This window comes from Myroides sp. 1354 (assembly GCF_030324495.1).
GTDB lineage: Bacteria > Bacteroidota > Bacteroidia > Flavobacteriales > Flavobacteriaceae > Flavobacterium.
Genome location: NZ_JACAGN010000005.1, coordinates 158025 through 172608, shown reverse-complemented (window position 1 = coordinate 172608; position 14584 = coordinate 158025). Strand labels below are relative to the sequence as shown.

The 14584-nt window shown below is 36.5% G+C and carries 16 protein-coding genes; 8 read left to right on the top strand and 8 right to left on the bottom strand.

Translation table 11 applies throughout. The features are described from left to right. Positions 1-6 precede the first annotated feature (6 nt). Positions 7-537: a peptide-methionine (S)-S-oxide reductase MsrA gene (gene msrA / locus HX004_RS07635; protein ID WP_286441822.1), complete on the bottom strand. Its 531-nt coding sequence runs from the start codon at positions 535-537 to the stop codon at positions 7-9. 146 nt (positions 538-683) lie between these two features. On the opposite strand from msrA, the gene HX004_RS07630 reads away from it, so the two are divergent. After that, entirely contained in the window at positions 684-1364 is a 681-nt protein-coding gene (locus HX004_RS07630) for an ABC transporter ATP-binding protein (protein ID WP_286441821.1), read from the top strand. Positions 1365-1412: 48 nt separating this feature from the next. Here the strand turns inward: HX004_RS07630 and HX004_RS07625 are convergent, their stop codons facing one another. From HX004_RS07625 to HX004_RS07600, 6 genes are read right to left on the bottom strand one after another with little or no spacing between them, the layout of a single operon-like run. Continuing rightward, a complete protein-coding gene (locus tag HX004_RS07625; RefSeq protein WP_286441820.1) occupies positions 1413-2441 on the bottom strand; it encodes a hypothetical protein in 1029 nt (342 codons plus the stop codon). Between the two features lie 52 nt (positions 2442-2493). Then, positions 2494-2997 carry a hypothetical protein gene (locus HX004_RS07620; protein ID WP_286441818.1) on the bottom strand — a complete coding sequence of 168 codons (504 nt, stop codon included), beginning with the start codon at positions 2995-2997 and terminating at the stop codon, positions 2494-2496. Between the two features lie 11 nt (positions 2998-3008). Next, the gene (locus HX004_RS07615) at positions 3009-4475 is read right to left on the bottom strand and encodes a DUF3570 domain-containing protein (protein ID WP_286441816.1); all 1467 of its coding nucleotides are present in this window, start codon (positions 4473-4475) and stop codon (positions 3009-3011) included. A gap of 10 nt (positions 4476-4485) precedes the next feature. Next, positions 4486-4695: a DUF4266 domain-containing protein gene (locus HX004_RS07610; protein ID WP_286441815.1), complete on the bottom strand. Its 210-nt coding sequence runs from the start codon at positions 4693-4695 to the stop codon at positions 4486-4488. Between the two features lie 2 nt (positions 4696-4697). Then, complete coding sequence (locus HX004_RS07605) at positions 4698-5627, bottom strand: FAD:protein FMN transferase (protein WP_286441813.1); 930 nt, start codon at positions 5625-5627, stop codon at positions 4698-4700. A gap of 42 nt (positions 5628-5669) precedes the next feature. Then, positions 5670-6083, bottom strand: a complete 414-nt coding sequence (locus tag HX004_RS07600; protein ID WP_286441811.1) for a thioredoxin family protein — start codon at positions 6081-6083, stop codon at positions 5670-5672. A 550-nt stretch (positions 6084-6633) separates the two neighbouring features. Between HX004_RS07600 and HX004_RS07595 the strand changes: the two genes are divergently transcribed. From HX004_RS07595 to HX004_RS07565, 7 genes are all read left to right on the top strand, one after another. Continuing rightward, positions 6634-7968 (top strand): autotransporter outer membrane beta-barrel domain-containing protein, encoded by a 1335-nt coding sequence (locus HX004_RS07595; RefSeq protein WP_286441810.1) that lies wholly within the window; start codon positions 6634-6636, stop codon positions 7966-7968. Positions 7969-7994: 26 nt separating this feature from the next. Next, positions 7995-9068, top strand: coding sequence for an imelysin family protein (locus HX004_RS07590; protein WP_286441809.1), 1074 nt, complete (start codon positions 7995-7997; stop codon positions 9066-9068). Between the two features lie 84 nt (positions 9069-9152). Next, complete coding sequence (locus HX004_RS07585; RefSeq protein ID WP_286441808.1) at positions 9153-10538, top strand: di-heme oxidoreductase family protein; 1386 nt, start codon at positions 9153-9155, stop codon at positions 10536-10538. Between the two features lie 172 nt (positions 10539-10710). Then, complete coding sequence (locus HX004_RS07580; RefSeq protein WP_286441807.1) at positions 10711-11088, top strand: ArsR/SmtB family transcription factor; 378 nt, start codon at positions 10711-10713, stop codon at positions 11086-11088. Beyond that, positions 11072-11659 carry a mercuric transport protein MerTP gene (gene merTP, locus HX004_RS07575; protein ID WP_286441806.1) on the top strand — a complete coding sequence of 196 codons (588 nt, stop codon included), beginning with the start codon at positions 11072-11074 and terminating at the stop codon, positions 11657-11659. Before HX004_RS07580 ends, merTP begins: the two co-directional genes overlap by 17 nt. Positions 11660-11661: 2 nt before the next feature. Further along, entirely contained in the window at positions 11662-11865 is a 204-nt protein-coding gene (locus HX004_RS07570; protein WP_502888467.1) for a GDCCVxC domain-containing (seleno)protein, read from the top strand. A gap of 23 nt (positions 11866-11888) precedes the next feature. Then, entirely contained in the window at positions 11889-12647 is a 759-nt protein-coding gene (locus HX004_RS07565; RefSeq protein WP_286441804.1) for a TIGR02757 family protein, read from the top strand. 80 nt (positions 12648-12727) lie between these two features. Here the strand turns inward: HX004_RS07565 and HX004_RS07560 are convergent, their stop codons facing one another. Then, on the bottom strand, positions 12728-14506 hold the full coding sequence (locus HX004_RS07560) for a T9SS type B sorting domain-containing protein (protein ID WP_286441803.1): 1779 nt from the start codon (positions 14504-14506) through the stop codon (positions 12728-12730). Between the last annotated feature and the right edge of the window lie 78 nt (positions 14507-14584).

Here is a 14584-nt window from a genome sequence, read left to right as displayed (position 1 = left end):
CGTTCGTTATTTTAATTTAGCCGCGTAATACTTTTTAAATTTCTCCACTTTTGGTTTAACAACCATTTGACAATAAGGGTTTTCACCACCCTTTCGCTCAAAATAATTTTTGTGATAATCTTCTGCTGCATAGAATGTTGAAGCTGGACTAAGCTCAGTTACAATCGGTTGATCGAATACTTTTTCATCGCGTAAAATTCCTATATATTCTAAAGCAGCTTGTTTTTGACCTTCATCTACATAAAATATCTCACTTCTGTATTGTGTTCCCACATCTTCTCCTTGTCGATTCAACGTCGTTGGGTTATGTGTGGCAAAAAATATTTCCAATAACTCGGTATAACTTACCTCATGCTCATTATACGTAATTTCAACGGCTTCTGCATGCCCTGTTTCCCCTGTACATACTTCTTCATAAGTGGGGTTGGCATTGGTTCCTCCTATATATCCAGGAAGTACTTCAACTACACCTTTTAAACTCTTAAATACTGCTTCTGTACACCAGAAACACCCTCCTGCTAAAATCGCTTTTTTCATCTATTACTTGCTTTACTACTTCTTTTTAACTAGGTCTAAGTTATTAATAATCATCGGAAGTCAATAATCATTTGAAATATTTTTCCTTTTTTAATTTTTAATTGACGTAAAACATTGTTATTTTGTAATCGATCAAAGAAAGTATTATGATACGAGCGACGAATATTAGAAAATCATATGACCAATTAGAAGTCTTAAAAGGGGTTGATATCCACATTAAAGAAAGAGAAATTATCTCTATTGTAGGAGCTTCTGGTGCTGGAAAAACGACCTTACTCCAGATTTTAGGTACATTAGATAAACCAACTATTCAACCCAATAGCTCGCTTATCATCAACAATACAGATGTTTTACAATTGAATGATAAAGAAATTTCTGCATTTCGAAATCTAAATTTGGGATTTATCTTCCAATTTCACCAACTACTTCCTGAATTTAATGCGTTAGAAAACGTGTGTATTCCCGCTTTTATATCAGGAAAAGACAAAAAAGAAACGGAACAGGAGGCAAAAAAATTATTGGATTATTTAGGTGTATCACATCGTTCTCATCATTTTCCATCAGAGCTATCTGGAGGAGAACAACAACGCGTAGCCGTTGCAAGAGCATTAATTAATAAGCCTAAAGTCATCTTTGCAGATGAACCATCGGGGAATCTAGATACTAAAACGGCCGAAAATTTACACAATTTATTCTTTCAGTTGAGAGATGAATTTGGACAGACCTTTGTCATCGTAACCCACAATGAAGAATTAGCTGATATGGCAGATCGCAAACTCATCATGACCGATGGTTTAATGCACTCTGGCGCATTACAAACAAGATAAAAAAAAGGGGAGTTAACTCCCCTTTTTCGTTTTCTCCTCTTAAGAAACTTATTTTCTTAGTAAGGTCAATTTTACTCCATTACTTGGAATCATACTATCCATATACAAAGTACCGACAATTTCTCTATTCGTATAACTAGCTACTTTAAAGTAGTATACAATCGACGTTCTCCTTCCTGTAAGTAGTAGTGTACTTGAATTGTGCAGACTATAATAGCGCAAATCATCTACAAGATATAGAATAGGATTGTATTTCCCCATATTCTTTGCTTCTGCCTCCATTTTGTCCGTTTTAAACTTCATTTTGATCGAGTAATCGGTGCTATTGTCTTCATAACCTCTCCATTCCCCATAGAACATCTCCAAATTAATAGTCACATTTCCATTATCGTCATCATCGTCATCGTCTCCATTTCCAGGATCGACTTCAACTATGCGTTCTAATTGGCCCGTTTTTCCATTTTTAAATCCATCTTTGACAATAACCTCTACATCCAACAAATTAGCCGTGAATTTTGAGATGTTGAGTACACCGTAATCTTCATCTGTTGAATTTCCCTCAATTAAAGTCATTTGGACGCGATTGCCCTTTACCTTATACGTTCCTTTTTTCTCTTCTCCCCCTTGTTTATAAGAGAAACTCATATCGTTATTGAATTCGAAAATCGCTTCGATCGATGAGGGAATAAACTTCCATTTTCCCGTTACTACAGCATCTACATCATCCTTTTCTATAAAGCGAATATCCACTGTATTGCTGATTTTAAATCCTGCTTTTTGTGCATATACTTTGAAACTAGCTGCGGTTTTAGAAGAGAAACTAGTTGTATTCAGCGCTTGTTCATTGACAAAAAGTTTAGCATCTGCAACAAGATTCCCCTTTTCATCCACTACTTTAAACGTAACTTCTTCATTGACAAAAGCATCTTTTGTACTTGCAGTTAGCTTCAATGTAGGTAATTTTGAATTGGGTGTCGTATCAGGATCTACTGTATTGTCATCTCCTTTACTACAACTGCTTATCAAAATAAACAGTACCAATAAGACTTGTAAAAGTCCAGCTTTTTTTAAACTCATAGTGTGTGTTTTTAGAAAATTATAATTAGAAGCGCTATCTCACGCTTGTGGTTTATTGTTTTTTGTACACCCCATAACTGGTGTATACTTTTCCGCCTAAATAAGTCTCCTTTTCGAGATAAAAAGTCCTTTTATCTGCGCTAAAGGAAATAGAATATTCCCTATTTTCAGTTGTATTGGTTCCTTTTAGTTGGTACTTATCCCCTCCTATTTTGATCCATGTTCCTATACTTACGCCATTTGATTTACAATTTACTGTATTGTCAATTTCGGTGTAATAGTCATCATCACTACCAAAAATACCGATACTAGTCGTTTTGTATTTTACCTGTTCCTGACTATACGTTTCATGTGAATATTGTGTTTGACCAAATACATACACTTCTTTTAGATCACAAATTCCCAGAGTAATCAATCGATCATTTTCGATTTTTTCTCTCAAACGCCAAACGCCAACTAAGTCTTCTTTTGGTCCATTGGAGGAATCGTCATGCTTATTACATCCTAGTAAAACCGAGAGTATGGTCATTACCGCTAAACTTCCTGCTCTTTTCATCTTTTCTAAATTTATTGTACAAATTTTAACCCGAAGCTTACGATGTTTGCACTCAAACCGTCGTTTCTATCATAGTAATTATACCTGATTTCGAAGCTTTTCAACGCGAAGCCTCCGAAGGTTGATTTACTAAAAGGATTGTTGTATACTAAACCTCCTCCATATTGATGGCTATCAAAAGCAGCTAAATCATAATCTGAGGTATAGTATTTCTGTTTAGAGGTATGTTGCGCAAAAGGCGCAAAATACTTCGTTTCACTTTGTGTATAAAAGCGATACATCGGAAATAGGGTTACACGTTCGGATACTTTCACAGGCAATTCTATACTAAAGGTATGGGAGCGCAATTCCCAATCATCCGTATAAAAACGGTAATAACTTCGCAAGGTCAACCAATTGTTGACATAGTAATTTAAGCGCATGCCAATCGGCAGTTTAAAACGCGTATTAGGCAATCGTTCAATATCATCCGCTAAGCGATAAACTTCTGTATTATCAGGAGAATCATATACAGGTATATAATTAGGAGTTCCGATATAATAAGCCGTTTTATCTGCAAAATAAATACGGTGATAAGGTGTTGATAGTAATCCTTTTTGATATAGTACATCCGCAAACACAGCCAATTGCATTTTCTCTGTGAGAATTTGTGCTACAGATAAGGACACAGCGTATGAGTTGCGTTTATAATCGTCAAAAGCGACAAATCGATCCGGCAAGTATTTGGTAGAAACATTCCCTTGTTGATCGTAAATTTCTACATTGGCAAAGTATCCTGCATTTTGAAAATTAGTGCCATAGGTATTAAATTCATCTAGTTCTGTGGGATAAAAAGGTTTCCACCTATCGAAATACGCATTGGCTTTGATGCCTACTTCGGTATTTTTTTCATTGAATAATTGTGTCAAGCCAATTCCTCCTCCTATTGATTCATAATCAAATTCTCGAGCCACATTGGCATTGACTGTGAGAATGGTATTACGATCATCCGAACTATGGCTGTAATTAGCACCTAAATTGTAGAGGACATCCTTACGAGAAGGTCCTGTTGATGCATACCAAGGACTTCCATATTGCAAGGTTTTCGTACTTTCTACCGAAGTAGCCCCTGTTGAAGCTCCCGTAGTATTCACTTGAGTGATTTGCTTACTCATAAAGGGATTGATATTACTCGATGAGGCTGAAGTATAAGCCGAAAATCCAATATCAAAAGACAGAACACCATCCAAACTCACGGGAATAGACAACAGCATATTTCCGGCATAATTATCCAATTCTTCGGTTCCAATTCCTCCATTTACAGCCGAATGTTTTCCTTTTTGATCATAATAGCTGCCTAAAAAATCGAGTTCTACGGCATCTAATACTTTCTTTTTATATGCAGGTGTTTCAGATAAGGGATTCGTTCTGTGTTCTTGTGCGGATAACAATCCTGAGACACAGGTTAGAGACATTAAGGTAATGAGTCGTTTTTTCATCTTTCATTATTTAATTACATCCACAACCTCCACCCGTTTTTCCGCCGTTCGCACCGGAAGCCCCTTCTCTATACACCTGAAAATTAGTTTCATACCGTTCACATACGTGTGCGCTTAACGCCATATCAGGATCGTTTATATACTGCTTTTCATATTCTTTGACCGTCTGACAAGACGAGAAAAGCAAGACAAAACATCCGATGTAAAATAGTTTTTTCATTGTTAAATCGTATTGGTTTTAATATTGTTTGAGGTAAATACATTCGCTTGATTGTCAACGATCACACAACGAGCAGTGGGAATTTGATTGACAAAGTGCAATCCTGCTTCAATGCCCATCACCACAATGGAGGTAGAAATGCCGTTGGCCAACTCTGCCATGGGAGCAAAGACCGTAACACTTGCAATTTCAGTAGAGGGAATTCCCGTGCGTGGATCGATGATATGCGAATACTTTTTATCCCCTATAAGAGCGTATTTCTCATAGGTTCCCGAGGTGACAACAGCGCCATTCACTAAAGGAAATGTTGCAAAAACTTTTGTCTTATTCAAGGGATTGACAATTCCCACAGTCCAGGGTTGACCGTTGGGCTGTAAGCCCCAAACAGCCATATCTCCAGAAGCATTGACAATCCCTGCTTGTACCCCTTGCTCTTGTAAAAAGGCTTTTGCGCAATCTGCGGCATAAGCTTTTCCAATGGAACCAAAGCCAATTTTCATTTTTTTCTGCGTCAAAAAAAGCGTTTGATTTGAATGGTCCAACTGGATATGTTGATAACCTATATGGCGAATAGCCGCCTTTAATTCAGCTGCAGAGGGAATCCGAGTCATTGTACCATCGTACGTCCAGATCTGATTCAAACCCGCCATCGTAATGTCAAAGGCACCCCCCGTAAGTTTGGAAAAATTCAATGCCCGAGCTGTGAGTTGTACCAACTCTTCAGGCACCTTAACAGGTTGTAAACCCGCATGGGCATTAACAATAGAAACAGGGGTATCTGGCATCCATTCCGAAAGCAAGTATTCTATGCGTTGCATTTCCGCAATAGCTCCATCCATCAAAACCTGAGCAATTTCAGCCTCATCAACTACAAGAGTCAAATCAAAATGACATCCCATAAGAAAAAAAGAGCGAGTAAAAATTGAAGACATCCTAAGGTAAATAAAGAAAAAACAGCTAATCAAAGCCTTGTGTTACTGAATAAAGGCGCGTAGTTTTTTGATATAATCAGCAGGTGTATCTTTCGAATACCCCAACTTTCCGAGAACTTTTCCTTTGGAATTCAACACAACCACAAGTGGAAAATATCCCTCTGGGTTATATTGATCTGCTAATTGTCCATTTTCTTTCTTGACTGATGCAGTTAATTTCGATTTCTTTAAAAAATCGGCCTTGTACAGCACCCATTTGGCTTGTTCTTTTTCAAATTCTTCCGTTTGAAAAACTTCCTTGTCTAACTTAATACAAGGGGCACACCAATCCGATCCAGCAAAAACCAAAAGGATAGGTTTATCTGTATGTGATGCTTTTTTTAAGGCTTCATTGAATGTTTGGGCCATAGACAGATTGGCTAGCATCAATGCACAAAGTACATAAAACGTTTTCATATTTATTTGGGGTTTACAATCTACTTATCCGTCCCTTACTAGGGTTATCGCTTAGAGCGAGTCAAGCTTCTTTACAATTCAACAAGTAAATCCTTCTCGATTTACTGTGAAGCACAAACTCAAATCCACCACTCCCAACTGTTAATTATAAGCTAACACAAAGTAAATGATATATTAATTTCTGGGGCAAATATATATTTATTTAGACCAAATAAAAACAAATAAATATGATTTTATTCAAAAAATATATTTTTCAACACTTTTCCTCTCTTTTGAGTTTGTTTTTTCGTTTAATAAAAGTCTTATTTAGCTTAAAATTACAATCAATCCTAAATTCAATTTTAGTATTTTTTACAGATACTAAAATTATTTCTTAATTAAATGAACAAATAATCAACAATAAACAAAATAACCTATCAAATTATAATTACACTTTCTTAAATGAATTCAAAGCAAAGTTAAAATAATCTTATATTTTATTTTTAATAAATCTAAATAAATATATATTTGCAACAAAATTCACTGGATTTATTCACCTCATCATCGTTTTATGAAAACAAAATTACTGGTTTGTTTTGCCCTTCCGTGCTTGATGTTGCACGCCCAAGACAAAGACGCTATTCCATTACAACAACTCAAAGAAGAGCTCAAAAAAGAAATTATTGAAGAGCTCAAAGAGGATAAGAAAAAACTAATTCCACTTAGCAATTTTACGCTACATGGTTATGGCGCTGTCAATTACTACAACTACGGTCGCTATGATACAGATCCCAACATCAAAAACAAATTTGACGCGGAGCGATTGAATTTATATCTAGGTTATCGCTTTAATGATTGGATCAGCTTAAAAACCGAAATTGAATTCGAGCACGGAGGTACAGGTTCAACGATAGAGCTAGATACACAGGAAGAATTCGGTGAATATGAGAAAGAAATCGAATCTGGAGGAGAAGTAAAATTAGAGCAGATCCACTTGGATTTTAAACTTCGCCCCTACTTCAATGTCCGTGTTGGACGCATGAAATTACATTTGAGTTTGGCACAAAATCTCGATCGTCCTACACAGTATTTCACAACCCATCGACAAGAAATGGAAAATGAAATGCTTCCCTTGGGATGGTACGAAAACGGAATCCAATTGTATGGTAGTTTTCTCAAAAACCGATTTAGCTATGAGTTTTCCATTACCAATGGGTTAGATGCGACTGGATTTAGTTCGAGAAATTGGATAAAAAGAGGGCATCAAACGCGATTTGAAATGGCCGTTGGCAATAGCCTCGCTTATTCTGCTCGATTGGATTACAAATTTGGAACAAACAAAAATACATTTGCTGGGATTTCAGCTTATATCAATGATGCAGCGGCCAATAGACCGAAAAGAGACATGGACGTATCGGCTTATGTGACTCTTTTCGAAGCTCATGTTAGCTATGATGAGCGATACCTAAAATTTAGCTCTGTATTCCTATACGGAAATGTAGAAAACTCTAACATTGTCAGCCGTAAAAATGCGAATCTCTCCAACAATCTAGGGGTAAAACGCACACCTGTTGGAAAGAGCATGATCGGTTTTTCTGGAGATGTGGGATATGAAGTTTTGCATTTTTTCAACAAAACAACGTCTCAAAAACTCTATCCTTTTGTGCGTTATGAATACTACGATACCATGCATGAAACGGAAGGGGCTGTAGTGCGCAAACCGCGTTGGGAACGAAGTGTTTGGACCAGTGGTATCAATTGGTTGGTACATCCTCAAATTGTATTCAAAGCACATTATTCAACCAGACGTTTAGGCTCAGATCACTTCGATCCAGTCACTTCTTTAAATACAGGAAACAAACAAAAAGAGAATACTTTCTCTGTAGGAATAGGATTTACATTTTAATCACATAAAATAAATAGTATAAAATAATGAGAAACAAATTTTTAACTTTAGGATTGGTGGCTACCTCTTTCATGATGGTGAATTGTAGTAACAATGACGACTCTTCCACAGACACAAACAAGGATGATTTCTACGCAACTGTAATTTCAGACCTAACGTCGAGTGTGGTAACAGAAACCTATCGCGATTTAAACGACAAGGCCAATGCATTGAAAAAAGCAATTAATAATTTTGCTTCAAATGCAACAGATGCTAACTTAGAATTAGCCAAACAAGCGTGGATTGAAACGAGAAAACCATGGGAACAATCTGAAGGTTTTTTATATGGACCTGTGGATACAGAAGGGATTGACCCTGCTATGGATACTTGGCCCGTAGACGTTGAAGCGATGAATAATATATTGAAAAGCAACCAAGCCATTACCGCTTCTTTGATTAGCTCGAACAATGAAGCTCGCGGTTTTCACTTGATTGAATTTCTATTATGGGGAGAAACTGGTTCGAAAAAAGCAGCAGATATCACAGCTAGACAGAAAGAATATTTAAAAGCAGCAACGGAAGATTTACAACAAAATACACAATTGTTGTATGATCAATGGAAGGTTGATGGTGGAAATTATGCAGCCGTATTCAATACAGCTGGGATGAACTCTACAAAATATCCTTCAAAAGCAGCGGCATTAGAAGAAATTGTCGATGGATTAATTACCATTGCGGATGAAGTGGGAACAGGAAAAATCGAAGATCCATTAAATTCTGAAGGTAGTACACCTTACCCTGAAAAAGAAGAATCTCGTTTTAGCAATAACTCAAAACGCGATTTTGCAGATAATATGAGAAGTATTGAAAACATCTATTTAGGTCAATACAATAAGTCTGTAAAAGGATTATCTGAAATTGTAAGCAAAGAAAACAAGGCTTTAGATACGGAAATCAAAACCGCTATTACAGCAGCAATCAAAGCGATTGAGGAAATTCCAGGTACCTTCACTGAGGCTATTCACAGTCATAGACCTGAAGTAATTAAAGCGCAGAATATTGTCAACGATTTATCTACTCTATTAGAGTCTAAGTTAAAACCGTTTATCAATAGTCTATAAGGCTTTTAAATCGTTCATCCTATAAAAGAATACACAAGGATTTGTGTATTCTTTTTTATTCAATCTATTCGATTTTTTATCACAATGAAATACTTTGCCTTTTTTTCCTTTTTTCTTCTTTCTTCATTCCTTCTTTCTTGTTCTAGTGATGATTCCTCTGATTACAAAGAACTCCCTTCTTTACTCGATCGTCAATTAGCAGGTGGAGAAACAACGGTATTTATTAATACAAGCAATGCGTATGGTACACCAGCTCCTAATTTATCTGCTGCTGATTTAGCCTTACATCTCACTGGAGACTTAATTTTTGAATCGGTTTATGTTACCCCGCCAAATAAGGTCAACGGCGGTTTAGGTCCCATCTTCAACAACTCCTCTTGTATTTCTTGTCATCCCAAAGATGGTAGAGCCCCCTTCCCTACGAATATCAATGCAAGAAGCGGTTTTTTTATGCGGGTAAGTTTACCGGGTATAGCAGAAAATGGCGGTCCCGTTCCTGTACCTGGTTTTGGGTTGCAAATACAAAATCAAGCGGTATTTGGCGTTGAACCCGAGGCTCAGTTTCAGGTTACCTATTCCACTATTGTAGAAGAATTGGCAGATGGAACGAAAGTAACGCTACGCAAACCTCATTACAGCTTAGTCGAATCGTATATTCCCATTCCTGCTAACATACTCATATCTCCGCGAATTGGTTCTCCCGTATTTGGTTTAGGTTTATTGGAAGCGATTCCCGAAGCGGATATTTTAGCAGATATCGATGCAAATGATGCCAATCAAGATGGAATTTACGGTAAAGCAAACTACGTCTATGATGTAATCTCCAAACAAACCAAATTGGGACGTTTCGGATGGAAGGCTAATACTGCCTCTCTTTTGGAACAATGTGCAGCGGCTTTCAACAATGATATGGGAATTACAAATTATGTTTTCCCCTATGAAACAGGCTATGGACAAAGCAATGGAGATGATGGATTGAATGCTGGACTTGAAATACCGAACTCTACTGTAGATGCAGTAACCTTTTATACGCAAACTTTAGCTGTTCCAGCTTCACGTTTTCACGAGAATCAAAATGTGCGAAATGGTGCGCGTATTTTTGAAGAAATAGACTGTGCCAAATGCCATAAACCTAAACAAAAAACAGGTCCTAGTTCAATTAAAGCTCTTGCCCATCAGACATTCTATCCCTACACGGATATGCTATTACACGATATGGGTGAAGGTTTAGCCGATGGTCGACCTGATTTTATGGCCAACGGCCGAGAATGGAAAACACGACCACTTTGGGGCATTGGCTTTCAATACTTAGTCAACGGACATACGCAGTTTTTACACGATGGACGCGCAGCAAACCTCACCGAGGCTATCTTATGGCACGGTGGTGAAGCACAGCGCGCTAAAGATAAATTCAAACAACTATCAAAAAAGGAAAGAGAGGATCTCTTGGCGTTTTTAAACTCGCTATAAAACGATTTACCTCCATTTTTCTATTTTACCTTACGACCACAATCCTCTTTGCTTGTCCTACTCTATGAACTAACCGAAGGACAACAAAGAGGATTTTTATTTCTAAAATCAATAAAAACATTGTAAAGATAGATGTTATTTTATACTTTAGCAATTGCTTAATTACTTAATAATGAAATTAAATTCTACTTGTATTCGAGAGCAAGCGGATGACATGCAAATTGAACGCAGTCAACAACTAATGGCTCAATTGGCTCCTACTGTAGATTACCTATCTACAAGCCTATCTTTAATAGGCAATCCCGTGCGTCTACAAATTCTTTACCTTCTACACCTCGAACACAAGTTGTGCGTTTGTGACTTAAGTGATATTTTAGGTATGACATTGTCGGCTGTTTCACAGCATTTACGCAAACTCAAGGATCGAGACTTTGTAAGCACAGAGCGACAAGGACAAACGATTTACTATCTTTTGACAGCAGCACATTTACCTTTATTGACTTCTATTTTTCATTTTTTCATACCCATTGTCGATGAAAAAAACAACTAAACTATTTGGAGCAGCTGTGCTAGGTGCTTTAGCTGCCTCTTCTTGTTGTATTGCACCAGTACTAACGCTAATCGTTGGTTCTAGTAGTTTAGCTACAACCTTTTCTTGGTTAGAACCTGCTAGACCTTTTTTTATTGGTTTTACCGTTTTAATATTAGCCTATGCGTGGTTTCAAAAGTTCAAAGGATCACCTAAAGATGCATGCGATTGCCCGACCGTAAAACAACCCACTATTTTCAAAAGTACCGCAACTCTGATCGTATTAACTCTTTTTTCAGGGCTTATGCTTTCGTTTCCTTTATATAGTATGTGGTTTTATCCTAATTCACAGCATCAAGCCACAACGATAAGTCATACTGCCACAACTGTAGATTTAAAAATTAAAGGGATGACGTGTGAAGCTTGTAGCCAGCATATAGCTCATGAATTAAATCAACTTCAAGGTGTGCTTCAAACAACAGTTTCTTATGCCAACGGAAATGCTAAAATTTCTTTTGACGCTACACAAATCTCCACAGAGGAGTTAGAACAAACAATTCAATCCATTGGTTATAAGACCCAAATAAAATAAATATGATTCTATTCTCAACAATCACTTGTCCCCATTGCCAACATCAAGAAAAAGAAGAAATGCCTACAACGGCTTGTCAATTCTTTTATGAATGTAAATCCTGTCATACGCTACTTAAACCTTTAGCTGGTGACTGTTGTGTGTATTGTAGCTATGGTGATGTTACCTGTCCTCCTATTCAGCAAAGCAAATCCTGTTGTTCCTAAGTTTAATTTCATAGCTTTGCGTTATGAATCAAACTGAACTCAAAGAATTTTTAGACGAAAAAGTACTCTTATACAATAATCCCTCTTTTATTGTAGATGATCCAGTACAAATTCCCCATTTATATACGCAAAAAGAAGATATCGAAATTGCTGGTTTTTTAAGCGCTACCATCGCTTGGGGCAACCGCAAGATGATTATCAAAAATGCACATAAAATGATGGAATTAATGGGTAATTCTCCTTATGATTTTGTGATGAATCACAACGAAAATCACCTAGATGCTTTAGAAGGTTTTGTACATCGTACATTTAATAGTATTGATTTAGCCACTTTTATTCAAGCCCTTCAACATATCTACCTCAACCACGGTGGATTGGAAGGTGTATTCAGTGATTCTGCTCTTCCACTACAAACGCGTATTTCGAATTTCAAAACCTTATTTTTTGAAATTCAACATCAATCCCGTACCCAAAAACACATCTCAGATCCGTTGAAAGGTTCAGCCGCAAAACGCATTAATATGTACTTGAGGTGGATGGTTCGCAACGATAATGCTGGTGTAGATTTTGGTTTATGGAAAGGCGTATCTCCTAGTGAGTTATCTTGTCCTCTGGATGTACATTCAGGTAATATGGCACGTAAATTAGGCATTTTAAAACGCACCCAAAACGACGCCAAAGCGCTTTTGGAATTGGATACGGCTTTGCGTGAATTAGATCCTGTTGATCCCGTGAAATACGATTTTGCCTTGTTTGGATTGGGAGCGATTGAGAAGTTTTGATGATTGTTGGTCGTTGGTCGCTGGTCGTTTGTTGAACAAACAAACAAACAAACAAACAAACAAACAAACAAACAAATCTCTTAATACATCAACTGTACCCAACCAGTAAATACCTCTCCTCTATGGGTTACAATCTGATAAAAATACGTTCCACTAGGCAATAGTGTATTACTTGAATTTGTTTGTCCAAACCATTCATTTTGGTAATTTTTCTTATTGTATACTTTCATCCCATAACGATTGAAAATCTGAAGAGAAACTCCTCCAAAATGGCTGATATCAAAGGTGTCATTTAATCCATCACCCTGAGGGGAAATTCCTTTGGGAATTAAACAAAGATTTTTGTTTTCAATTTCTATTGTATTGGTGGTAACACAACCTGAAGGATTAGTCATACGTACCGTTACTCTATTTTGATGATCATGTAGTAGATTAGCATACTTAGACAAATTAACTAATGGAGATAATTCTTCAATTGCTATGCCATTAATCTGCCACTGAAATTGATGTTCTAAATCTGGATGAACGACTTCAACATAAAGCTCATTTTTAGTACAATAGGAATTCAATAAGAGGGTATCTATTCGTTTAACTTCTACGGTTGCTGTAACAGGTATAGCACAATCATGCCCTACTGGTGTAAAGGTGTACGTCGTTGTTTGCTGGTTGTCAATAGCAGGCGTCCAAACACCTCGAATACCGTTATTCGATACTTCTGGTAAAACTAACGGATTGCCTTCACAGATGAAAGAAGGAAGGCTAAACTCAGGCGTTATTTGATCCACTACTTCTATCGTAACAGTCGTTTCTAATCCACAAGAACCGGCTTCTGGGGTAAACGTATACGTCGTTGTTTCTTGATTGTATGCTTCAGGAGACCAACTGCCTACTATTTCATTTTCTGAAACACTTGGTAAAGTAATTGTCATTCCTTTACATATTGTTGTTTCTATATCAAAAATAGGTTCTATATGGGGTTCTATAATTTCAATGATTAATGTTACAGATTCAGCTTCAGCATTATCAGGAGTAAATGTATAGGTTGTTGTTTCTTGGTTATTAATGGTTGGAGACCAACTCCCTGTCCAACCATTATCTGACACTTCAGGTAAAGTAAAAATAGCTCCTTTACAAAAAGAACCTATCGCTTGAAAAGATGGTGTTAAATCTACAATAGAAACATCATCAAAATAATAATATGCTACATTATCCAACATACTAAAATTAGTTAATCTGTTTAAATTAGGTTCAATTCTCGTTTCAGACAATGGAAAAAAATTATTTATAACAAAATATTTTTGTCCAGAAATTTGAGGAGTGAATTCCGATTCTACTAAATACCAACCTTCCGTTTCTCTAATTACTTCTATGTAATTAACATCAGGAACTAGATTATAACCATCACGTACTTGATCATAGGGTTCTTGTAAAAATTTGATTCCAAAATTATTTATTGCTATTCCACTATTATTAGCCAACGAAGTATAAAATTTTATTTTATACTTATTTCCTGCAATTAAAGGAGATTGTAATTCCCCTTGTATCGCTTCAAGTCCTATTCCGAATGCAACCATACCTTTTCCTGTTTTAGGTGGTAGAAAATTATTTAGAGAAAAGGAAGTATTTAAAGGATGTGACTGACAATTTACATCAACACTCATATGATAGATATCAGCAGATCCTATTACTGATTTCCAATTTTCTATTGCCATTTCAAGTTCATTCGGTAAATAACTTCTACAAAGTAAAGCCTCCTCATTCACATCTTCAAAACTAGGATTAAGCACTAAATTTTGTTGTCCGTATAAGACATTCATATAAAAACAAAAGAAAACAACAACGCAAGCAAAATATCTCATAGGTTCTCTGATTTAATAGGCAAGCTATAAATATATGTTAATTTTAACAAAAATAAAATCTATTTAAATTATTATTTT